General features: G+C 66.0%; 13 protein-coding genes. 10 read left to right on the top strand and 3 right to left on the bottom strand.

The window, feature by feature from the left end:
* Positions 1 to 83: 83 nt before the first annotated feature.
* On the bottom strand, positions 84 to 4340 hold the full coding sequence (locus ACVOMH_RS01945) for an autotransporter family protein (RefSeq protein ID WP_481550869.1): 4257 nt from the start codon (positions 4338 to 4340) through the stop codon (positions 84 to 86).
* A gap of 452 nt (positions 4341 to 4792) precedes the next feature.
* Between ACVOMH_RS01945 and ACVOMH_RS01940 the strand changes: the two genes are divergently transcribed.
* The 7 genes from ACVOMH_RS01940 to ACVOMH_RS01910 all read left to right on the top strand — a co-directional run bounded on the left by ACVOMH_RS01940 (position 4793) and on the right by ACVOMH_RS01910 (position 13441).
* Entirely contained in the window at positions 4793 to 6196 is a 1404-nt protein-coding gene (locus tag ACVOMH_RS01940; RefSeq protein WP_481550868.1) for a DcaP family trimeric outer membrane transporter, read from the top strand.
* Positions 6197 to 6256: 60 nt separating this feature from the next.
* Positions 6257 to 7588 carry an arginine/agmatine antiporter gene (gene adiC, locus ACVOMH_RS01935; protein ID WP_481550867.1) on the top strand — a complete coding sequence of 444 codons (1332 nt, stop codon included), beginning with the start codon at positions 6257 to 6259 and terminating at the stop codon, positions 7586 to 7588.
* Between the two features lie 42 nt (positions 7589 to 7630).
* Positions 7631 to 9919 carry an Orn/Lys/Arg family decarboxylase gene (locus tag ACVOMH_RS01930; RefSeq protein ID WP_481550866.1) on the top strand — a complete coding sequence of 763 codons (2289 nt, stop codon included), beginning with the start codon at positions 7631 to 7633 and terminating at the stop codon, positions 9917 to 9919.
* Between the two features lie 30 nt (positions 9920 to 9949).
* Positions 9950 to 10852 (top strand): cation diffusion facilitator family transporter, encoded by a 903-nt coding sequence (locus tag ACVOMH_RS01925; RefSeq protein WP_481550865.1) that lies wholly within the window; start codon positions 9950 to 9952, stop codon positions 10850 to 10852.
* 75 nt (positions 10853 to 10927) lie between these two features.
* The gene (locus ACVOMH_RS01920) at positions 10928 to 11302 is read left to right on the top strand and encodes a BlaI/MecI/CopY family transcriptional regulator (protein ID WP_481550864.1); all 375 of its coding nucleotides are present in this window, start codon (positions 10928 to 10930) and stop codon (positions 11300 to 11302) included.
* Positions 11289 to 12869: a TonB family protein gene (locus ACVOMH_RS01915; RefSeq protein ID WP_481550863.1), complete on the top strand. Its 1581-nt coding sequence runs from the start codon at positions 11289 to 11291 to the stop codon at positions 12867 to 12869. The genes ACVOMH_RS01920 and ACVOMH_RS01915 overlap by 14 nt, the downstream gene beginning before the upstream one ends.
* An 11-nt stretch (positions 12870 to 12880) precedes the next feature.
* Positions 12881 to 13441: a hypothetical protein gene (locus tag ACVOMH_RS01910; protein ID WP_481524438.1), complete on the top strand. Its 561-nt coding sequence runs from the start codon at positions 12881 to 12883 to the stop codon at positions 13439 to 13441.
* An 83-nt stretch (positions 13442 to 13524) separates the two neighbouring features.
* On the opposite strand, the gene ACVOMH_RS01905 is transcribed toward ACVOMH_RS01910, so the two are convergent.
* Entirely contained in the window at positions 13525 to 14346 is an 822-nt protein-coding gene (locus ACVOMH_RS01905; RefSeq protein WP_481550862.1) for a S1/P1 nuclease, read from the bottom strand.
* A gap of 111 nt (positions 14347 to 14457) precedes the next feature.
* A complete protein-coding gene (locus tag ACVOMH_RS01900) occupies positions 14458 to 15102 on the bottom strand; it encodes an OmpW/AlkL family protein (protein ID WP_054657438.1) in 645 nt (214 codons plus the stop codon).
* Positions 15103 to 15311: 209 nt separating this feature from the next.
* On the opposite strand from ACVOMH_RS01900, the gene gap reads away from it, so the two are divergent.
* The 3 genes from gap to ACVOMH_RS01885 all read left to right on the top strand — a co-directional run bounded on the left by gap (position 15312) and on the right by ACVOMH_RS01885 (position 20675).
* Entirely contained in the window at positions 15312 to 16313 is a 1002-nt protein-coding gene (gene gap, locus ACVOMH_RS01895; RefSeq protein WP_057505643.1) for a type I glyceraldehyde-3-phosphate dehydrogenase, read from the top strand.
* A 259-nt stretch (positions 16314 to 16572) separates the two neighbouring features.
* Entirely contained in the window at positions 16573 to 19293 is a 2721-nt protein-coding gene (locus ACVOMH_RS01890; protein WP_481550861.1) for a DUF2339 domain-containing protein, read from the top strand.
* Positions 19290 to 20675 carry a DUF3999 domain-containing protein gene (locus ACVOMH_RS01885; protein ID WP_481550860.1) on the top strand — a complete coding sequence of 462 codons (1386 nt, stop codon included), beginning with the start codon at positions 19290 to 19292 and terminating at the stop codon, positions 20673 to 20675. The genes ACVOMH_RS01890 and ACVOMH_RS01885 overlap by 4 nt, the downstream gene beginning before the upstream one ends.
* Positions 20676 to 20678 lie beyond the last annotated feature (3 nt).

Here is a 20678-nt window from a genome sequence, read left to right as displayed (position 1 = left end):
GCCGGACCGCCGTTGTCATGACCGGTGCTGTGGCAGCTCCGCCCAGTGCCTGCGATGGCCAGCGCGGGTGTGCCGCGCCTGGCTCAAAAGCGCCACTGCAGGCTCAGCACGCCGCGGTGCTCGCGGTTGCCGCTGGCGAACTGGCCGCTGTAGCCCAGGCCCAGGGTGGTGGACGGGGTAATCTGCAGATCGGCGCCCAGTTCGACCACCGCGGCATCGCGGGACAACGGAACGCTGGCCACGGTAAACGCCTGGCCGCCCGCAAAGGCCAGGGTCCGGGATGCGCCCCCCTCACCAAACGCATGCTGCCAGCCGAGGGTTGCCTTCAGCTGCCCCCTGGTTTTCCCGAGCACCCCTTCGGTCTGTCCACGCAGGCCCAGGGTGCTGCTGCTCTGCCTGTCGTGCGTGCGTTGCCCGGTCAATGCTGCCGAGCCGCCCGCTTCGGTGAAGCCGGATGTGCGCACTTCGCTCCAGCCCAGCCCGGCAAACGGGGCGAGGGAGCTGCGCGGCGAAAGGGCAATGACGTAGCCCAGTTCGATGAACAGCTCGGTGGTGTGGCCGCCATAGCCGGCCGTGAGTCGCTGCGGCGCATCGGCCACGCGGGTATGACGACGGGTGTCGATGTTGTGTCGGGTGTGGATCGCGCCGCCCAGCAGAGCGAGCGCGCCACTATGAGCCTGGAACGACCTTCCGCCGAACAGCGTCCCGCTGTAACTGCGGATATCGGCCTCGGACTGGCGGTCATCGATGCCGATATCCGCGTCGCTGTAGCCCAGTGCGCCGCCAATATGCCAGTCATCGCCGACGGCCCGGTCGCTGCCGAGGACCAGACCGTGGCGGTGTTGCACCAGCTCGGCGGCGTTGCCGTCACCGCGCAGGGTCTGCCAGTTGCCTGTCAGCTCGGTCCACACCGGGGCCGGGTCCGGATTCGCCAGGCGGCCACGCAGGTGCGCCACCGGCCGTTCGCGCATGTCGCTGCCGGAGGCGAGCAGGCCGGCAGCGAGGCTGGCATGCAGTTCGCCGGAAAGATTGTCGAACACGGCCGGTGGCGCGCCGTCGGGCAAGGTCAGGATGTACCGGTGCAACGGATCGTCCACGGGCAGGCTGTCCAGACCGGCGGCGGTCGCGCGCTGGTTGGAGGTCACCGCCGCATCGACAAACGCGCCGCCGCTCTGTTTGCGTTCAAGTTGCAGGATCACATCCTGCGCGCCATAGCGCAGGGTGGGATCGAGAAAGGCGAAGTCGGAGCTGACCGTGTCGAACTGGCCGAGCAGCGCGTTCGCGGTGAGGATGGTGTACTGGCGGTTGGTCGCAAAGTCGCCATCGGGACCGACGTGCACCACCGCGCCGGCCAGGGTGGCGGTGCCGGTCACCGCGATACGGTCGCTGGTCACCGAACCCGGGTCGGCCTCCACGCGGTAGGTCGACCCGGGTTGGAAAATGAGGTCGCCGGCAACCCGCAGCGTGCCGATGCCATCGCCGGGTGCGATGCCGGCTCCGTGTTGCACGGTGGTTGTCCCCACTGTCCCGGTGCCTTGCAAAGTCGCGCCACTGGCGACGGTCAACGTGCCGCCCAGCCAGCCATCGCTGGCGATGGCCAGGGTGCCACTTTGCAGCTGTGTCTGCCCGCTGAAGCTGCGGCTGTCGCCGGACAGGTTCAGCAGTCCTGTCCCGGTCTTGGCGAAAACACCGCTGCCGGCAAGTACGCCCGCGTAGGCGCCATCGGCGGTCTGGTCGAACTGCAGGGTGCCGGCCGCGTCGATCTGCACCGCGCCGGAAAACCGTCCGCCGGCACTGATCAGACGGCCGCTTTCGATGTGCCAGTTCTGGTCGCTGCTGCTGTCCAGCGACAAGGTTCCGCTGCCGCGTTTGACCAGGCTGCCACCACCGGCGAACTGGCGGTTCCAGACGCCGTCGGCGGCCTGGTCGAACACCACCACGCCATTGTTGAGCAGGTTGCCACGGATCGTATCGGTGTCGCCGATCAGCATGCCTGCCTCGACCCGGGTGTTGCCGTATCGGTTGCTGCCGCTGAGCACCAACGTGCCGGCGCCGAGCTTGCGCAGGTCACCGCTTCCGGTGATGGGGCCACCGAGGCCCAGCCGGGTACCGGCAACCACGTCGATGCCGCCGCTCTGGGCGAGTGTGATGGCACGGGTGCTATCGAAACTGGCGATGCTGGCAAGGGTGCCGCCATTGAGCGTCAGCCCGCCTGCCGCCGCACCCAGGTTGGTATCGCTGCGTACCGCCAGTACGCCGCCGCGGACCTCGCTGCCGCCGCTGTAGCGGTTGCTGCCGGTGAGCAGCAAGGTGCCGAAGTCGGTCTTCACCAGCGTGCTGGCGCCGCTCAGGTCCGAGGCGATGGTGCCGACCATGCCGGTGCGTGCCGCGGAGCTGTCGCCGACGCGGATGATGCTTTCGGTACCGCCCTGCAGCACCAGCTCGCCACCGACGAGGGAATAGCCGTCGGTGGCGAGCTGCAGTCCGGTGATGCCGATTTGCCCCTGTGTGTTGTCCACCGTGACGCTGCCGCCGCGGCCCTGGAACACGGCAAAGTTCGGGTTGGGCAGGAACGGACCGTTGACCGCACCCGTGACCGTGGTCCAGTTGCCGTCGTTGGCATCCCAGCGTCCATCGCCGCCATCGACCACCCCGTTGTTATGCAGCCCGGCATTGCCACCGTCCCAGAAGTTGAGTGTGTCGCCAGCGGTATAGACCAGGTTGACCTGGCCGCTGCCGGTCTGGAGCAGGAGGTCGGTAGCCGACACGCCGCTGGGCGTGGCGCCGATATCCAGGGTGTTGTCGGTCAGCGTGCCGGCATAGTCGAACAGACGGTAGATGCCCTGGCCGAAGCCCCCCTGGCTGTTGACGTTGAGGGTGCCGTCCAGGGTCAGCGCGCCGTCTACGTCGAACAGCGGCGGGGTATCGGCGCCGCCGAGCGCGGCGTTGATCGTGGAGTTGGCGCCCAGCGTCAGATCACTGCCAAATCTGAGCGTCTGGCCCTGGATACCCTCCAGCTTCCCGCCGTCGCTGAAGCCGGTGGCGCCGGTAACGGTACCCGCTCCCGCCAGCGTGCCGCTGCGCTCCACGGTCACCGGGCCGGAGAAGGTGCCATCCACCTGTAGCCGGCCACCGGTGACGATCGCCGAACCACCGAGTTGGTCGGCAATCTGCAGACTGCCGCCGGAAACGGTCGTGGTACCGCTAAAAGCGGAGCTGTCCGCGCTCAGTCTCGTGATCCCTGCATAGTGGTTGAGCGCGTGGATACCTGCCGCCACGCTGCGCAAGGCAGGGTCAAACAGATAGGCGCTGTCGGTGTGGTTGAAGGCCAGCGTGCCGGTGCCCTCGCCAAACACGAGTTCGGCGGCAGTAAGCGTTCCCGCCACGCTGGCATCCATCGGACTGGTCGATGCCGCACCGAGATTGAGGGTGCCGCGGGCGCCGGCAAGCGCTCCCAGCACCGCAGTCGAGGCCAGCGCACTGCCGCGTTCGGTCAGGGTCAGGATGCCGCTTCCCCCTTGCCCGACGACGAGGTTGCCGGTGTTGGCCCAGATCGAGCCGCTGCCGGAGACGGTCACAGTACCCGCTCCGGTGGCGAAGGCGCCGATATAGCTTGTACCTGCGTAAACATTGCCGCCGTTGAGGACAGCAACCGTACCCGCGCCCGAGTAACCGACCAGCAGGTCGACCGTGTTGGTCCAGCGCGAGCCGCTGCCTGTGACAGTGACAATCCCCGTGCCACCCTCGATGGAGCCGACATAGCCGTAGCGATTGTCCACTGCGCCGCCGTTCTCCACGGAAACTCTGCCGGTGCCTTCAACGCCGATCTCCAGGTCGCTGTCGTTGACCCATGACGAGCCTGTGCCGGAAACCAGCACGCTGCCTGCGCTGCCGGCGAAATCGCCGACATACCCGGTACGGCTGTTCACGTGGCCACCGTCTTCGATCCGCAGGCGACCGGTGCCCTCGTAGCCCACATAGACATCGCTGACATCGGTCCACGTCGAGCCGGTACCGGTGACGATGACGGTCCCGTTGCTGCCGGTGCGATAGCCGAGGAAGCCCACGGTGTCGGTAACCGAGCCGCCACCGGCGATGGTCAGGGTGCCGGTTCCGGTCTGCCCGACATACAGCCGGGCCCGGATATTCCAGTTTCCCAATGGCGGCGTCGGGACGGCCGGGGAAATGTCGCCGGTTCCCGTCACCGATTGCGCATCGGCAGCTCCGGGATTGAAGCCTGCCGCAACCACGCTTGCCAGCGCGGCGACCGAGCGCAGCAGTGGCCAGATCGCTTCATATCGGCTCCGGGCCTGTCCCCCTTCCGATTCACGCTTGGACATATCCACCTCGATTGATGGCCGGGTGGCCCCAGGCTCAGGCTCCGCCCGATCCATCCTCCCGCCCGGCCCCTATGTGCGATGTGTAGCGATCACGCAACGCATCCGGATGCGCTGGGGAATGTGCGGAGGCCGGCACCCGCGGGGAAGGCGCAGGCATGATCCGCATCCGACCGGTGATCTGGCGCAACCGCAGATCGCCCGCGGGGTCCGTGTCCGACTGCCTGCCGTTGGCTGATGCTGGCGCGGTACAACCGGGCCGCAAGCGGCCCATGCACGCAGTCATCAAGATGATGGCGCCCGCGCAGTAACGGTGTTTCACGAAGCCATCATGCGTGCGGCGTATCAATAGCCCCGCGCATTGGCATGGTGATGCCGCTTCCTTGTGATCGGGCGTGTTGCGTCTGCGGCATGCGATGTGCAGCTTTTTCTGCATGGTGCACCAGGATCCGATGATGAAGCGGAACCCATTGCTCGCGGGAATCGTTCTGGCAGGCTGCCTCCCGGCGGCCCACGGGCAGGATACCGTCCAGGGATTGAGGGCCGAGATCGAACACGTACAGCGCACGCTCCAGGCCCTGAATGAGCGTCTGGCGGTACTGGAGAAAAACGACAGCCAACGCACGGCCTCACCGGAGCGCGAACAGGTGGTGCAGGCTCCCGCGCAACAGGTCGCAGACCCCGGGACGGTGGAACGCAGCCCCCTGCCGATGCGCGAATCGGTTTCCGATCCGTCGGCGGCGGCATCCCGCTACGACAACGCGATGTCGCCCACCGAGCCGGAACTGGGCGGCTTCATTCCTATCCCGGGTACCCGGACCCTGTTCCGGCTGGGCGGCTATGCCAAGCTCGATGCGATTGCCGACGCGCGCAATGCCGGCGATGAGAACCAGTTCGTGACTTCCACGATTCCCGTGGGCACCGATCGTCACGACACCTCCCGTTTCAATCTGCATGCGCGGCAGACGCGTTTCAGCTTCGAGGCGCGGCGCCCGACTACCAAGGGAAATCTCCGCTTCTATCTGGAGAACGATTTTTTCGGCAGCGCCGAGGGCTATGAATTTCGGCTGCGCCACGCCTACGGACAGCTGGGCAACACCTATGCGGGCTACGGCTATTCCAGCTTCATGGATGCCGACGCGTTGCCGGACACGCTAGACTTCGAGGGCCCGGGCGCCGCCGCGTATCTGCTGGTGGCCGGCGTGCACCACAGCTTCTCGCTGGGCAAGGGAAACACGCTGACGGTGGCGGCCGAAGATCCCGATGGCCAGCTGACCCCGGCGCAGGCGGACGCCAGCATCTCCAACCGATTTCCCGATGTCAGCATCGCCGCGCGGATGGAGCGCGACTGGGGCCATCTGCAGCTGGCGGCCCTGGGGCGCGGACTGGGCTATCGCCACGACAGCGGAAAGGATGACGTGTTCGGCGCTGGGCTGTCGTTCTCCGGTTCGCTGTCGTTGTCCGGGCAGGATCTGCTGCTGTTCGGCGCGGTGGCGGGCAGCGGTATCAGCCGCTATGTGGCCGACATCAGCGGCTCGGATCTGGATGGCGTTGTCGATGCGGACGGGCGTCTGCAGGCGCTTGGCATGCATGGCGGCTATGTCGCCTACACACACTACTGGTCCTCGCTGTGGCGATCGAACCTGGTCTACGGCGATCTGCGTCTGGAGCGTGATCCCGGACTTTCCAGCACCGCGTTCCGGCGCAGCCAGTACGGCGCCTTCAACCTGATCTGGAGCCCGGCGCCCTCGTGGATCATGGGCATGGAGCTGCTTTACGGGCGGTTGCAGCAGCAGGACGGCGCCCGCGCCGATGCGCTGCGGCTGCAGGGAAGCCTGCAATACAACTTCATCAAATAGAGCCACTTCCCCCTTGTTGCCTCGGCTGCGGGGCGACATCCACCCAGAAGGAGTGTCGTCATGGCAACAGGAAAGAAGATCGGTGTCGTCGGGGCCACCTTCCTGGTCGCCGGCAACATGATGGGGTCGGGCGTGTTCCTGCTTCCGTCCAGTCTGGCGAAGATCGGTACCGCCTCCATCTGGGGCTGGCTGGTGACCACGGCCGGTGCGCTGCTGCTGGCGTTCGTGTTCGCCAAGCTCGGCAAGATGGCACCGCAGGCCGGTGGCCCCTATGCCTATGCGCGTGACTGGTTCGGCCCATACATGGGTTTCCAGACCAACACCATCTACTGGTTCGCCAACTGGATCGGCAATGTCGCCATCCCGATCGCGGCAGTGGGCTATTTCAGCTACTTCTTTCCGATCCTGTCCGATCCGGTGGTGCGCTGCATCGCGGTGCTGATCCTGGTGTGGGGGTTGAGCTACGCCAATGTCATCGGCCCGCAGTTCGTCACCCGGCTGCAGACCGTCACCACCAGTTTCGCGCTGGTTCCGATCCTGGGCATCGCGATCTTCGGCTGGTTCTTCTTCGACATGGAGATTTTCAAAGGCGCCTACAACGTTTCCGGGAAGTCCGACTTTGGCGCGGTCTCCAGTGCGGCAGCATTGACTCTATGGGCCTTCATCGGCGTCGAGTCGGCCTCGGTGACTGCGGGCGTGGTGGAGAACCCAGAGAAAAACGTGGCCCGGGCCACGCTGGCAGGTGTGTTTCTCGCCGCCATCGCCTACATCGCCAGTTCGTCCGTGATCATGGGCATGGTGCCCAACGGTGAACTTCAGAACTCCGACGCGCCGTTCGCGTTGGCTGCGGCCAAAGCAGTGGGTGGCTGGGGCGGCGGCGTGGTCAGTCTCTGCGCGTTCCTTGGCGCGGCAGGTTCGCTGGGCGGTTGGATCCTGTTGACCGCACAAAGCGCCAAGGCCGCTGCGGATGACGGTCTGTTCCCGTCCATCTTCCGCAAAACCAACGAGCAGGATGTGCCTGTCAAAGGAATCCTGGTGGTGGCGCTGTTGATGACCAGCGCCGTGCTGTTGACCTCCACTTCGGAAACCGCGTCGGCGCAGTTCGATGTCATCACCTCCGCGGCCGTGGTGCTGACGCTGCTGCCGTATATCTATTCCTGCGTGGCCTGCTATTTCGTGGTCGAGCGGTCGCACACCATCGTCCACACCGGCGCGTTCTGGACGCTGACCAGCGTGACCGTGGTGTATTGCCTGTGGGCGATCTACGGATCGGCGGGGAACATCGTCCAGTACGCCTTCCTGTTCGTGCTGTTCATCACCGTGTTCTATCCGTTCTTCAGCGAACAGCGCCGGCAGCAGCGCAACGAGATGCTGCCTCCGGCAGGCAAGTGACGTTCCTCCCCCGGCTTCATTTTCCCGATGCAGGAGACAACCATGTACTTCAAGTCGTTGGACTATCCCATCGTCGTCATCGATGACGATTACGAGTCGCCGCGGATTGGCGGGATCCTGATCCGGGAGCTGGTCGATGAACTGCGCAAGACGGACCAGCGCGTGCTGACAGGCTTGACCCTGGCCGACGCCCAGGCCGGCGCGAGAACCTATATCGCCGCATCGGCGGTGCTCATTTCCATCGACGGGACCGAAGATACGCCCGACCAGTTCCAGCGGCTGGAGACGTTCCTGCATGAACAGAGCGCGCGACGGAAGGGCCTGCCGGTGTTCCTCTATGGCGAACGCCGGACCATCGAGAAGGTGCCCAGCAAACTGCTCCGGCACATCCACGGTTACGTGTTCCTGTTCGAGGACACCAAGAATTTCATCGCCAGGCAGGTGATGCGCGCGGCCGAATCCTACATGGACAAGCTGCTGCCGCCGTTCTTCAAGGCGCTGATCCACCATGCGGCCGAGAGCAGCTATTCATGGCATACCCCGGGCCATGCCGGTGGCGTGGCCTTCACCAAGTCTCCTGTGGGCCGCGCGTTCCACCAGTTCTACGGTGAGAATACGTTGCGCAGCGATCTTTCCATCTCCGTGCCCGAGCTGGGATCGCTGCTGGACCATACCGGCCCGATCAAGGACGCCGAAGCCGAGGCGGCCAGGAACTTCGGCGCCGACCATACCTTCTTCGTCACCAATGGCACCTCGACCGCCAACAAGATCGTCTGGCATGGCACCGTGGCCCGCGGCGACATCGTGTTCGTCGATCGCAACTGCCACAAATCGCTGCTGCATTCGCTGGTGATGACCGGCGGCATTCCGGTGTATTTCCGTCCCAGCCGCAACGCGCACGGCATCATCGGTCCGATCGGTCTGGACCAGTTCGACAAGGCGAGCATGGCGGCGGCGATCGATGCCAATCCCGTGGCCCGGGCCGCCTGGAAAAAGGGCATCAAGCCGCGTATCGCGGTGGTGACGAATTCCACCTATGACGGGCTGTGCTACAACGCCGAACGCATCGCCCTGGCCATTGGCAGCACGGTGGAATTCCTGCACTTCGACGAGGCCTGGTATGCCTATGCTGCCTTCCATCCGTTCTATGAGAACCACTACGGCATGGCCAAGGGAAAGGCGCGCGAGCAGGACGCGATCATCTTCACCACCCATTCCACGCACAAGCTGCTGGCCGCGTTCTCGCAGGCATCGATGATCCATGTACGCAACTCGGCCAATCGCGATCTGGATGTGGCCAGGTTCAATGAATCTTTCATGATGCACACCAGTACCAGCCCGCACTACGGCATCATCGCCTCCTGCGATGTGGCGTCGCGGATGATGACCGGTTCGGCCGGCCAGTCGCTGGTGCAGGAGATGCACGATGAGGCCATCGCGTTCCGCCATGCGATGTTGCACGTGCAGCAGGATCTGGGCCATGACACGTGGTGGTTCAAGGTGTGGCAGCCCGCCGGGGTGGAACGCGCATTGGCGAAGGAGCAGGGCCCAGCACCGGAGATCGCCGGGCGTTCGCAGTGGTATCTGCAGAAGGGCGAGCATTGGCATGGCTTCGAGGGGCTGGTCGACGACTATGTGCTGATCGATCCGATCAAGGTCACGCTGCTCACCCCGGGGCTGGCGATGGACGGCCATATGGAGCGGAACGGCATTCCTGCCGCGGTTCTCAGCCGGTTCCTGTGGACGCGCGGTATCACCGTGGAGAAGACCAACCTCTACTCGGTGCTGTTCCTGTTCTCGATGGGTGTGACCAAGGGCAAGTGGAGCACGCTGGTCACCGAGCTGATGGCCTTCAAGCAGCTCTATGACAGCAACGCCCCGTTGTCGCAGGCCCTGCCGACGCTGGCCGCGGCGTATCCGCACGCCTATGCGGGCTGGGGATTGCGGGACCTGTGCCAGGCCCTGCACGCGTTCAATGCCGAGTTCGAAGTCGCCAGGGTGATGAAGGAGATGTACGTGGAACTCCCCGAGCCGGTGATGACACCGGCCGAGGCCTACGACCATCTGGTGCGGGGTGATATCGAGCGGGTGGATATCGAGGAGGTGAGCGGACGGGTGGCTGGCACCATGCTGGTTCCCTATCCCCCGGGCATCCCCACGATCATGCCCGGTGAGCGGTTTGGCCGGACCAATGATCCGATCATCCAGTCCCTGCGGATCGCCCGCGAGCAGAATGTCCGCTTCCCGGGATTCGAGTCCGATGTCCACGGGCTGATCATCGAGCGTGAAGACGGCATCGCCACCTATAAAGTAGAAGTATTGAAGGGCTGAACCCGGCCAGCCCCGCCGTCATGGACGCCCATGGACACAAGCCAAGAGCAGCGCATTCTGAAATTGTCCATTGGCGTGACGGTCGGGGTCAGTGCCTCCGGCTTCTTCGGTGGCCTGCTCGCCGGCTCGCAGGCGGTGCTGTTCGATGGCGTCTACAGCCTGGTGGACGTGGCACTGACCCTGGTGGCGCTGTCGGTGCTGCGGCTGGTCGCGCGCGAGGGCAGCTCCCGTTTCCAGTACGGCTACTGGCACCTGGAGCCGATGGTCGAGGCGATGGGCGGGGCGATCCTGTCGCTGGCCTGCATCTACGCGCTGGCCAACGCGGTGATCGGCCTGACCACCGGCGGGCATGAGGTCAAGCTGGGCATCGCCCTGTTCTGGTCGGCGCTGCTGAGCGTGGTGAATCTGGTGATGTCCCTCTACGTCAGCGTCAAGGCCCGGCAGCTGCAGTCGGCCTTGCTGAGCCTGGATGCACGGGCCTGGTTCCTGAGCGGCATGATGAGCCTGGCGGTGCTGGGCGCATTCCTGCTCGCCACGCTGCTCAGTGGCGGTGACCGGCAGTGGCTGGTGCCGTACCTGGATTCGCTGGTGCTGGCCGGCATCTGCCTGGCGGTGTTGCCGCTGCCGTTGCACACGACCTGGAAGGCGATGCGCGAGGTGTTGCAGGTGGCGCCGCCGGAACTGGATGGGCGGGTCAGGCAGGTGATGGAGGCCTTTGTCGCCGAGCATGGCTTCTCCGGCTTCAGCAGCCATGTGGCCAAGATGGGACGCATGCAGTTCGTCGAGATCCACATCCTCACCCGCCCGCAGTGGAGCTTCGGCTCGATCAGCGAGGTGGACCGGCTGCGCGACGAGATCGCCACCCGCCTGGGCGCCCGCGACGCCGGATTCTGGCTGACCATCGACTTCACCTCCGATCCGGGGTGGACCTAGCTTAGTGCCGGTGGCGTTGCGCTTGACAGGGGTTTTGTTTACACGTGTAATCGAAAAAAATTACAGGCGTAAATGATGATCCAGATCAGTGCGGCCGAGGCGGTGGTGATGGAGGTGCTGTGGGGGCTGCATCCGCTGTCCGCAGACGAGGTGATTGCGCGACTGCCCGGCGGCAACGAATGGGCCGAGGCGACGGTCAAGACCCTGCTCAATCGTCTGCTCAACAAGGGCGCCATCGCCGCGCAGAAGGATGGCCGTCGTTATCTGTATTCGCCGCTGGTGCAACGCGACACCTGGGTGCTGGAGGAAAGCAGCAGCCTGATCGAACGCCTGTTCGAGGGACGTGTTGCGCCGCTGGTAGCGCATTTCAGCCAGCATCGGCGATTGAGCCGCGACGACGTTGCCGAGCTGCGCAAACTGCTGGAGGACCTCGACGATGACCAGCGCTGATTTTCTGGCGGGATTGCTGGAAGGAGCCGTCGCCACCAGCGCGGCGATGGTAGTGGTACTGCTGTTGCGAGGGGCAGTTCGCAATTGGCTCGGTGCCAGTGCCGCCTATCTGATGTGGTTGATTGTGCCGGCAGCGTTGTTCGCGGTATGGCTGCCTGCGCCGCGATTGACGACGGTGCCAATGGCCGCGACCGACATGGCCGTGCAAGTGGGCCAGACCATTCCCGATGCCGCAGCGGCACTATCCGAAGGAGTGCCGGGCTGGTTGGCGCTGTGGCTGGCTGGTGCGCTGCTGATGGCGGTGTGGTTGCTGTGGCAGCAGCGTCACTTCATGCGTGGGCTGGGGGCGCTGACACAGCGCGACGATGGTCACTGGCAGGCGCAAACTGTCGCCGGGTTGCCGGCGATAGTCGGTGTGCTGAGGCCCCGGATTGTGGTGCCGGCCGACTTTGAGCAGCGTTACAACGCCGAGGAGCGCGAGCTGGTGATGCTGCATGAGCAGCTGCATCTGCGCCGTGGCGACCTCTGGGTGAATGCCGCCTTGGCACTGCTGCAATGCGTGTACTGGTTCAACCCGTTGCTCGGGCCAGCCGTGCGCCGGTGTCGGGAGGATCAGGAGCTTTCCTGCGATGAACGCGTCATCGCCCATACCGCAGGTGCACGTCGCAGTTATGGCAACGCCATGCTCAAGACCGGGCTGGCGCTGTCTCCGTTGCCGGTGGGGTGCCACTGGCAGAACCAGCATCCATTGAAGGAGCGTATTGCCATGTTGAAGCGTCCGGTACCGGGGAAGAAGCAGTGGTTGGCGATGGTGGCGTTGTCTGCAGGACTTTGCGGTGGCGTGGGCTACACCGCATGGGCGGCACAGCCCGGAACGGCGGCGATGACTGAGGCCGGCGCCGTCTACGCAACGCGGGTACAGGCCGATGCCGATGGAACGCAGCAGCAGTTCGAACTGCATCAGCCAGTAGGCAAGCCGTTCGCTTTCACGCTGGAGTCGGCCAACGGGGTGAAATGGGATGCCGAGTTCACTGTGGTGCCTGCGGAGGCTGGAAAGCTGCGCTTGCAGGGCACGCTGAAGGCCGATGGGGTGTTGGTGTCTTCGCCGGAACTGCTGGTGGCGGCAGGCAAGATGGCTGCTGTCGAAGTCACGACCCGTGGTGGCAGCTCGTTGCTGGCACTGAAGCTTCAAACCGACGAGGTTGGTGGCAGCTCGAGAGCCGCGTCGTCAGGAAAGATTTCGGTCGAGCCGGAAGCCGGAGAGAACGATCCGACGACCGATCGCATGACGCCACCGGTGTACCCCAAGGCTGCATTCGAGAACGGCGTCAGCGGCAAGGTGGTGCTGCGGATCGAGGTGGATGCGGAAGGGCAGCCCACAGATGTAAAGGTCGAAACCTCACAGCCGCAGGGGGTATTCGATACGGCCGCGGTGGAAGCCGCACGGCAGTGGAAATTCAACCCGGCGCAGAAAGATGGCCAGGCCGTTGCTGGCGCGGTGCGCGTACCGGTCTGGTTTGACCTGGATGAGAGCGCCACGCATACCGAAGAAAGCTCGGGGAGCTGATCGTGCGGCTCATGACGGGGGCATTGCTGTTGCTGCTGGCAGGCTGCGCCACGCGACCGGTGGCAGACGGGGAACTGGCCGGCAGCTACAACATCGGGCGGCAGCTGCTGGCACCCGAGCAGAGGAGCGGCGGCGCCGGAGCGATTGAGCCGTACGTGCTGGGCGCCACTGAAACGTTCCGTATGCCGGAGCCCCTGCAGGCGCCATCACCCAGCTTGCCGCCGGGCTATGAACGTCAGACCTTGCCACCTACCACGCTGTGCGTGCGGGTGATTGTGATGGCTGACGGGAGCGTCGAGCGTGCGGAGTCGCTGCTTGAGCACACCCGCTGCAGCGCCGGCGCGGTGCCCGAGCATGCGCCTCTGTTGCGGGCAACACTGGATGCCACGGCGAAGTGGGTGTTCCATCCTGCGGCGATCTGCCGCTTTGCGCCAGGTACGGCTGCGTTGGCGCCGGGCAACTGCGCCGGTGCTGCCGAGGTGGAGCCGGTACCGGTGACGCTGCTGTATGGCTTCACCTTCGAGGTGGAGCAGGGCCGGGTGCGTGTACGGAGAAGCAGCGATTTGAATTGATGGACGCCGTAAATGAAGAAGCCGCGGGCGGGAGCTCGCGGCTTCTTCAATATGATCGTTCAGATGACGTTCCAAAGGCGGCATCATTGCCCGTCGAGCAATGCGTTCAACAACGCGGCCAGACGTTCACCAGCCAGACGGACCTGTGCCTCGGCAACCGGTCGCCAGGTCGCGGCATAGGCCTCGCCGATCTTGCGGCCGGGTGGATACAGTCCCGGACGGGTGGCGATATGGCAGGTCTGCTCGGCCCACTGGCCGGCATCACGCTGCAGCTGCGGTGCGCTGACGCCGGTCGGCGCCGGCAGTGCCTGCAGGCGTTGCAGGAACTGGTCATCATTCAACTGCAGGGCGTAGAACATGCCGCTGTCCCACACCGAATGCAGGTTGGTGCCGCGATCATTGAACTGCAGCTGGTAGCTGTTGCCACCGCGGTCGTGGCCGTAGCCGGCGTGCATGGGCTGATGGATGTCGCCGACCAGATGCACGACGAACTTCAGCGCCTGCAGGCGTGCTGCATCGGGCAGCTTGTGGTTGGCCAGCAGGGCGCTCTGTTGCTTCAGCGCCTCCACCACGCAGTTGCCATCGGGGCAATGCCGGGCGGCCTGGTAGGCGCAGCCGTCTTCGGCCATGTTGACGTAGTGCCAGTTGGCCGAGCGCTTGCCCAGATCGGGATCGTTGGCGCGCAGTTCGTCGGCCCACGGGGCGATGGCGGCCAGCGAGGGAACCGGTTCGCCGGCAAGCAGGCGGTCCACTTCGGCCCGGGCGGTCGGGCTCAGGCCGGTTTCGGCGACCCGGCCGACCAGCCGGTGGCCCTGTGCACCCCAGGCATATGCATCGGAAACCACCATGGTGTTGGCAAGAAGGGCGAGGCTGGCGGTGGCCAGCAGGGTCGGGAGATTCTTCATGGCCCGATTCTAACGTCTGCGCGAGGTGGTGCTGTTGCCACATCTGGCGACGCTGGAACAACAACGCCCCGGCCAGGGCCGGGGCGTTGCGGTGATCCGGGAGGGGCAGGATCAGAACTTGAAGACGTAGGCCACGCCGTAGACCAGCGGATCGATCTTGGCGGTGCCCAGCTTGGCGCCATTGACCTTGACCTTGGTGTCGATGTCGGCCCAGCGCAGGTCCACGCGCAGTGCACCCTTGTCGCTGATGGCGTAGTCCAGGCCGGCATGGGCGGCCAGGCCCCAGGAATCCTCCAGTTTCAGCTTGGTGCCATCCAGTGCGCCCTTGCTGTCGGTGTCGAAGAACTTGGTGTAGTTCACGCCCAGGCCGACAAACGGGGTGACCTTGCTGCTGTTGGCGAAGTGGTACTGCAGCGAGACCACCGGCGGCAGATGCTTGGTCTCACCGACCTTGCCGACGCCATCGATGCTGACTTCATGCTTGAACGGCAGGGCGGCCAGCACCTCGATGCCCACGTTGTCGGCAACAAAGTATTCGAACGTGACGGTCGGCTTGATATCGCTGTCCACCTTGGTCGGCAGCGCGCCCAGGCCCAGCGCGGCACCGTTGAGGTCACCGGCGTCGGACGTGGGATCAACCGCGTGCACGCCGACGCCCAGCGTCCAATCGCCCTTGGACTGGGCCATGGCGGGCGCGGCGGCCAGGGCCATAGCCGCGGCGAGGCTGGAGAGCAGCAGGGCGGAGGTCTTGCGCATGTGTAATTCCATTGCTTGTTGGAGGTGGCGCCAGTGTCCGGATGCCGGCCGGGGAGCGCTTTGATCCTGATCAAACACGCGTTTGCACTCAGCTGGCGCTCATTTGCGGGGCACTGCTGCCGCACCGGAACCGGGACCGGCTACTGTTAGAATGACGGCCCCTTTCCACCCCCGCCGCAACGGGTTTGCGGCTGCAGGAGCTTGTGAACATGGCAATCAAGGTCGGCATCAACGGTTTCGGGCGCATCGGGCGCAATGTGCTGCGTTCGGCAGTGCTGAACTTCGGCGACGACATCGAGATCGTGGCCATCAACGATCTGCTGGAGCCGGACTATCTGGCCTACATGCTCAAGTACGATTCGGTGCACGGCCGCTTCAACGCAGATGTCGCCATCGAGGGTGGCCACCTGCTGGTCAACGGCAAGAAGATCCGCCTGACCCAGGAACGCGATCCGGCCAACCTGAAGTGGAACGAAGTGGACGTGGACGTGGTGATCGAATCCACCGGCCTGTTCCTGGACAAGGCCAGCGCGCAGAAGCACCTCGATGCCGGCGCCAAGAAGGTGCTGCTGTCGGCCCCGTCCAAGGACGACACGCCGATGTTCGTGTTCGGCGTCAACCACCAGACCTACGCCGGGCAGAGCATCATCTCCAACGCCTCGTGCACCACCAACTGCCTGGCCCCGCTGGCCAAGGTCATCAATGACAAGTGGGGCATCAAGCGCGGCCTGATGACCACCGTGCACGCCGCCACCGCCACCCAGAAGACCGTCGATGGTCCGTCCAACAAGGACTGGCGCGGCGGCCGCGGCATCTTGGAGAACATCATCCCGTCCTCCACCGGTGCGGCCAAGGCCGTGGGCGTGGTGATCCCGGAACTCAACAAGAAGCTGACCGGCATGAGCTTCCGCGTGCCCACCTCGGACGTGTCGGTGGTCGACCTGACCGTCGAGCTGGAGAAGGAAGCCACCTACGCCGAGATCTGCGCCGAAGTGAAGGCACAGAGCGAAGGCGCGCTGAAGGGCATCCTGGGTTACACCGAGGACAAGGTGGTGGCCACCGATTTCCGCGGCGAGACCCACACCTCGGTGTTCGATGCCGATGCCGGCATCGCGCTGGATACCACCTTCGTCAAGCTGGTGGCCTGGTACGACAACGAATGGGGCTACTCCAACAAGTGCCTGGAAATGGTGCGCGTGATCGCGGCCTGATCCGTACCGTGTTGGGCTGAGCAAAGGGCGCCTTCGGGCGCCCTTTGTTTTGGCTGCGCAACCGGAGCAGGCCGCGCGGAGCCCGGGCGGTAAAGCTGCCGGAGGTTGCGCCGGCCCGGCCGGCGAGGGTGGGGACTGCCCGGGACCGGTCTTGTATGGATCTGGCGGCACACGCGCTCGCCACGCGCGCCGGCAGTTTCCGTTTGCGCCGCACCCGGATAAGGTGTGGCGGCCCTCCGTCGGGGGACAGGGACAGGAAATGGATGACACGCTGGTGGTCGTGGGGTTGTTGTTGCTGGCCGTGGCACTGCTGGTACCGGTGCTGCTGGTGATGGCGCTGGTCTCGGTGGCCTCGCTCAAGCGCCGGGTGGCGGTGCTGGAAGCTGCCCTTGCGCCGTCGCCGCAGGATGCGGCCGCCGCCGCGCGGCCTGTGTGGCGAGCGCCGGAAGCCGATCACCGGTCCGCCGGGAGCGCGCCGGTCCAGGCTGAGCCGCAGCCGCCTGGACCGCTGGCTGCGTCGCCGCCTTCCATCGTGATGCCGGTGACCCCCGCGCCGCCGCCGTTGCCGGAGCGGCCGGTTGCCGAGCACGTGCCGCCATCGCCGGCCACGGTTGCGCCGGCGCCGCGCCCGCGGCCGGAAGGGACGCAACCGCCCGCGCCGAGTTTCATCGAGCGCGGCATCGAACATCTCAAGCGGTGGTTCACCACCGGCAACGTGCCGATCAAGGTCGGCATGCTGGTGATGCTGGCCGGTGTCGCGGCCCTGCTCAAATACGCCACGGACCAGGGCTGGTTCAGCCTGCCGGCCAGCGTGAAGCTGGCCGGCGTCAGCGCCGCGGCACTGGCCGGCCTGGTATTTGCGTGGCGCAAGCGCCAAAGCCATCCCAGCTTCGCCCTGGCGACGCAGGGCGGCATGATCGGCATCCTGCTGCTGGTGGTGTTCGCCGCCTGCAAGAACTACGGAATGATCGGCGTGGTCCCGGCCTTTGGGCTGAGCGTGGTGCTGATCGCGGGCCTGTCGGTGATGGCGGTGCTGCAGGAGTCGCGCACGCTGGCCCTCCTCGGTGTGCTGGCCGGCTTCATGGCGCCAATCTGGCTGTCCAGTGGCAGCGGCAACCACGTGGCGTTGTTCTCGTACTACGCGCTGCTCAATGCCGGCATCTTCGCCATCGCCTGGGTGCGGCCGTGGCGCATTCTCAATCTGCTGGGATTCGCCTTCACCTGGGGCATCGGCACGGTCTGGGGCGTGCTGGACTACGAGCCGGCCAAGTTCGCCAGCACCGAGCCGTTCCTGCTGCTGTTCTTCGGCTTCTATCTGCTGCTGCCGCTGCTGTACGCGCGCAAGGCGGCGAAATCCGGCAACGCGCGGATCGATGGTTGCCTGTTGTTCGGCACACCGCTGGTCGCCTTCTCGCTGCAGGCCGGGTTGCTGCAGGGCGAGCGCATGCCGCTGGCGTTGTGCGCGCTGGGCGTGGCGCTGCTGTATGCGCTGCTGGCCCGCGCGCTGCTCAACCGCGACCGGCTGCAGATGCTGGCCCGTGGCTACGCCATCCTCGCGGTGGGCTTTGCCACGCTGGCGGTGCCGTTGGCGTTGTCGGCCGGCGCCACCGCTTCGGTATTCGCGCTGGAAGGCGCCGGGCTGGTCTGGCTCGGGCTGATGCAGGATCGGCGACTGGCGCGCTGGAGCGGCATCGGTCTGCAGCTCGCCGCCGCAGCCGCCCTGATGCTGGGGACCAGCCGGGGCCATCACGTCGATACGCTGGCCATTGCCAATGCCGGTTTCATGGGGGCGCTGCTGGTCGCGTTGGCCGGCTTCGCCACCGCCTGGTTGTATCGGGATGTGGGCAGGCGGCAGCTCGCCGCCGTGGCCTACGGATGGGGGCTGGCCTGGTGGCTGGGCAACCTCGCGCTGGAGATCGGCGACTTCGTCGAGCCCGGCAGCCGCTTGCATGCGGTGCTGCTGATGCTGGGGGTGACCGGCTGGCTGGCGGCCGAGGTGCAGCGGCGTGCGCCGGCTCTGGCGTTGTCACTGACCACGCTGGGCGGCCTGGTGCTGGCATTCCCGGTGGCGTTTGCCCAGCTGTCCGAATACGGCCAGCCGTTCGCCGGGCACGGTCTGTGGGCGTGGGCGCTGTTCGCCGTGCTGGGCGTGCGCAGCCTGCTGTGCCTGCGGGCCAGTAGCGGCGCGGTGGCAGGTCTGGCCCAGCTGGCGTGGTGGCTGCTGTGGCCGACCGTGTTGTCGCTGCTGGCCTGGCACCTCGGAGATCGCTTCGCGCTGGCCCAAGGCTGGGTCGGTCTGCTGCTGGCATTGCCCTGGCTGCTGTTGGCGGTGCTGTCGCTGCGGCGGTGGTCGTGGCTGGCGCAACCGCTGGGCGCGGCATTTGATCGCTGGCGACCTGCGTTGCAGGCGGCGGTATTCGGTGTACTCGGCCTGTGGTGGTTGACCGCCCTGGCCAGTGCTGGCGATGCCGCGCCGTTGTCGTGGATCGTGGGATTCAATCCGCTGGAGCTGGCGCAGATCGCGGTGCTGGTGCTGGCGGCGATGCGTCTGTGGCAAGGGCACAAGCAACGCAGTGTGCCGGCGCAGCTGGTCGGCATGGCGCTGGCCGGGCTGGTGCTGGTCACGGTGATGACGCTGCGCGCGGTGCACCACTGGTGCGGTGAACCGTGGAATGAGCGTCTGCTGGGCGGCCAACTGGCGCAGACCAGTCTGACCGTGGTGTGGAGCCTGCTGGGGGTGGTCGGCTGGGTCTCCGGTTCGCGCCGCGGGCAGTGGGGACTGTGGTTGGCCGGTGCCATCCTGATGGCGGTGGTGCTGATCAAGCTGCTGCTGATCGACCGCGACAACCTGGGCGACCTGCTCGGTATCGGCGCGTTCATCGCCTACGGCCTGCTGTGCACGCTGGTGGGCTGGCTGGCGCCGGCACCGCCGCGTCGCGCAGCGGCAATCCCGAACAACGATGAGGACCCGTCCGCATGATCAAGCGTTTGCTGTGGCTGGCCCTGCTGCCGATGAGCGTGCAGGCCGCCGATGATTTCGCCGCTCAGTGGCCGTTGCGGTTGTCCCAGCCCGATGCCGGTGCGTATCGCGTGCCGCTGGAAGCTTCGGTGTATGCCGCCGCCTATTGGCGCGATCTGCGCGATGTGCGGGTGCTCGATGCCGACGGCAAGCCGGTGGCCAGTGCGGTCTACGCGGCAGCCACGCCGGTGTCCGGGCTGCCGCGCATGGTCGAGCTGCCGTGGTTCGCGTTGCCGGTGGCGGCGACCACCGCCGATGACGATCTCAGTGTGGTGGTGCAACGCGACAGCGGCGGCAAGCTGCTGTCGATCCGCAATTCAGTCGCGGCCGGCGGCAATGTCGGGGCGGCCGATCCGGTCTGGCTGGTGGATCTGGGCGAGGACGCCGGCAAGCTGCGCGCGCTGCATGTGGACTGGGCCGATCCCTGGGCGACACTGGATCTGGGCTATCGGCTGGAAGCCAGCGACGACCTGCGTGGCTGGCAGGTGCTCGACCCGCAGGTGCGTCTGGTGCAGCTGAACAACCAGGGCCGCGCACTGCGCAGCAATACCCTCAAGGTCGTCACGGATCTGCGCTACCTGCGGCTGGTGCCGCTGCAGCGCAGCGGTGCCCCGGCCTTGCGCGGTCTGCGCGGTGAACTGGTCGATGCGGTGGACAGCGGCGACTGGCAGTGGCTGGAACTCACGGCCGAGGCCGGCGGCAACGCCAAGGACGGTTACCTGTACCGGTTGCAGGGCCGCTTGCCGGTGCAGCGGCTGGATGTGCGGATGCCGGCCAACAGTGCCGTGAGCTGGAGTGTGTCCAGTCGCGATCCGGATCGGCCCGGTGTCGATGGCCGCACGCCGGACTGGCAGCGGCTGACCGCAGGCTGGAATACCTGGAGCCTGAGTGAGGGGGGCACCCAGCAGCACTCGGCGCCGTTGGAAACCTCCGGCACCCTCACCGATCGCCAGTGGCGGTTGCAGGCCGAACCGGGCTCCCTCCCGGCCGGGGCGCCGCTGCTGCGTCTGGGATATCGGCCCGGCAGCGTGGTGTTCCTGGCGCAGGGACGTGCCCCCTATCTGCTGGTGGCCGGCAGTGCGAATGTGGCCGCTACGCAAGCCGCCCTCGATCCGATGCTCGATGCCCTGCGCGCGCGTAATGGCAGGCAGTGGCAACCGGCCACGGCGATGGTGGGCGAGCGCGCCGTGCGGGCCGGCGATGCCGCATACCAGCCGGCCAAGCCGCCGCACGACTGGAAGAATCTGCTGCTGTGGGCGGTCCTGGTGCTGGGGGCGCTGGCGGTCGCGGGGTTCGCGTTGAGCCTGGTGCGTGGCGGTGGCGAGCAAAAGAAACAGGATTGAGGG

The organism is Stenotrophomonas sp. STEN013, assembly GCF_056760355.1.
The sequence above is the reverse complement of the archived record's forward strand: the minus strand, read 5'-3'. Positions and strand labels throughout refer to the sequence as shown.

What these genes read in the sequence shown, in the direction of transcription:
- ACVOMH_RS01945 (WP_481550869.1), bottom strand. Translation starts at nt 4,340, where the DNA reads ATGTCCAAGCGTGAATCGGAAGGGGGACAGGCCCGGAGCCGATATGAA.
- ACVOMH_RS01940 (WP_481550868.1), top strand. Translation starts at nt 4,793, where the DNA reads ATGAAGCGGAACCCATTGCTCGCGGGAATCGTTCTGGCAGGCTGCCTC.
- adiC (WP_481550867.1), top strand. Translation starts at nt 6,257, where the DNA reads ATGGCAACAGGAAAGAAGATCGGTGTCGTCGGGGCCACCTTCCTGGTC.
- ACVOMH_RS01930 (WP_481550866.1), top strand. Translation starts at nt 7,631, where the DNA reads ATGTACTTCAAGTCGTTGGACTATCCCATCGTCGTCATCGATGACGAT.
- ACVOMH_RS01925 (WP_481550865.1), top strand. Translation starts at nt 9,950, where the DNA reads ATGGACACAAGCCAAGAGCAGCGCATTCTGAAATTGTCCATTGGCGTG.
- ACVOMH_RS01920 (WP_481550864.1), top strand. Translation starts at nt 10,928, where the DNA reads ATGATCCAGATCAGTGCGGCCGAGGCGGTGGTGATGGAGGTGCTGTGG.
- ACVOMH_RS01915 (WP_481550863.1), top strand. Translation starts at nt 11,289, where the DNA reads ATGACCAGCGCTGATTTTCTGGCGGGATTGCTGGAAGGAGCCGTCGCC.
- ACVOMH_RS01910 (WP_481524438.1), top strand. Translation starts at nt 12,881, where the DNA reads ATGACGGGGGCATTGCTGTTGCTGCTGGCAGGCTGCGCCACGCGACCG.
- ACVOMH_RS01905 (WP_481550862.1), bottom strand. Translation starts at nt 14,346, where the DNA reads ATGAAGAATCTCCCGACCCTGCTGGCCACCGCCAGCCTCGCCCTTCTT.
- ACVOMH_RS01900 (WP_054657438.1), bottom strand. Translation starts at nt 15,102, where the DNA reads ATGCGCAAGACCTCCGCCCTGCTGCTCTCCAGCCTCGCCGCGGCTATG.
- gap (WP_057505643.1), top strand. Translation starts at nt 15,312, where the DNA reads ATGGCAATCAAGGTCGGCATCAACGGTTTCGGGCGCATCGGGCGCAAT.
- ACVOMH_RS01890 (WP_481550861.1), top strand. Translation starts at nt 16,573, where the DNA reads ATGGATGACACGCTGGTGGTCGTGGGGTTGTTGTTGCTGGCCGTGGCA.
- ACVOMH_RS01885 (WP_481550860.1), top strand. Translation starts at nt 19,290, where the DNA reads ATGATCAAGCGTTTGCTGTGGCTGGCCCTGCTGCCGATGAGCGTGCAG.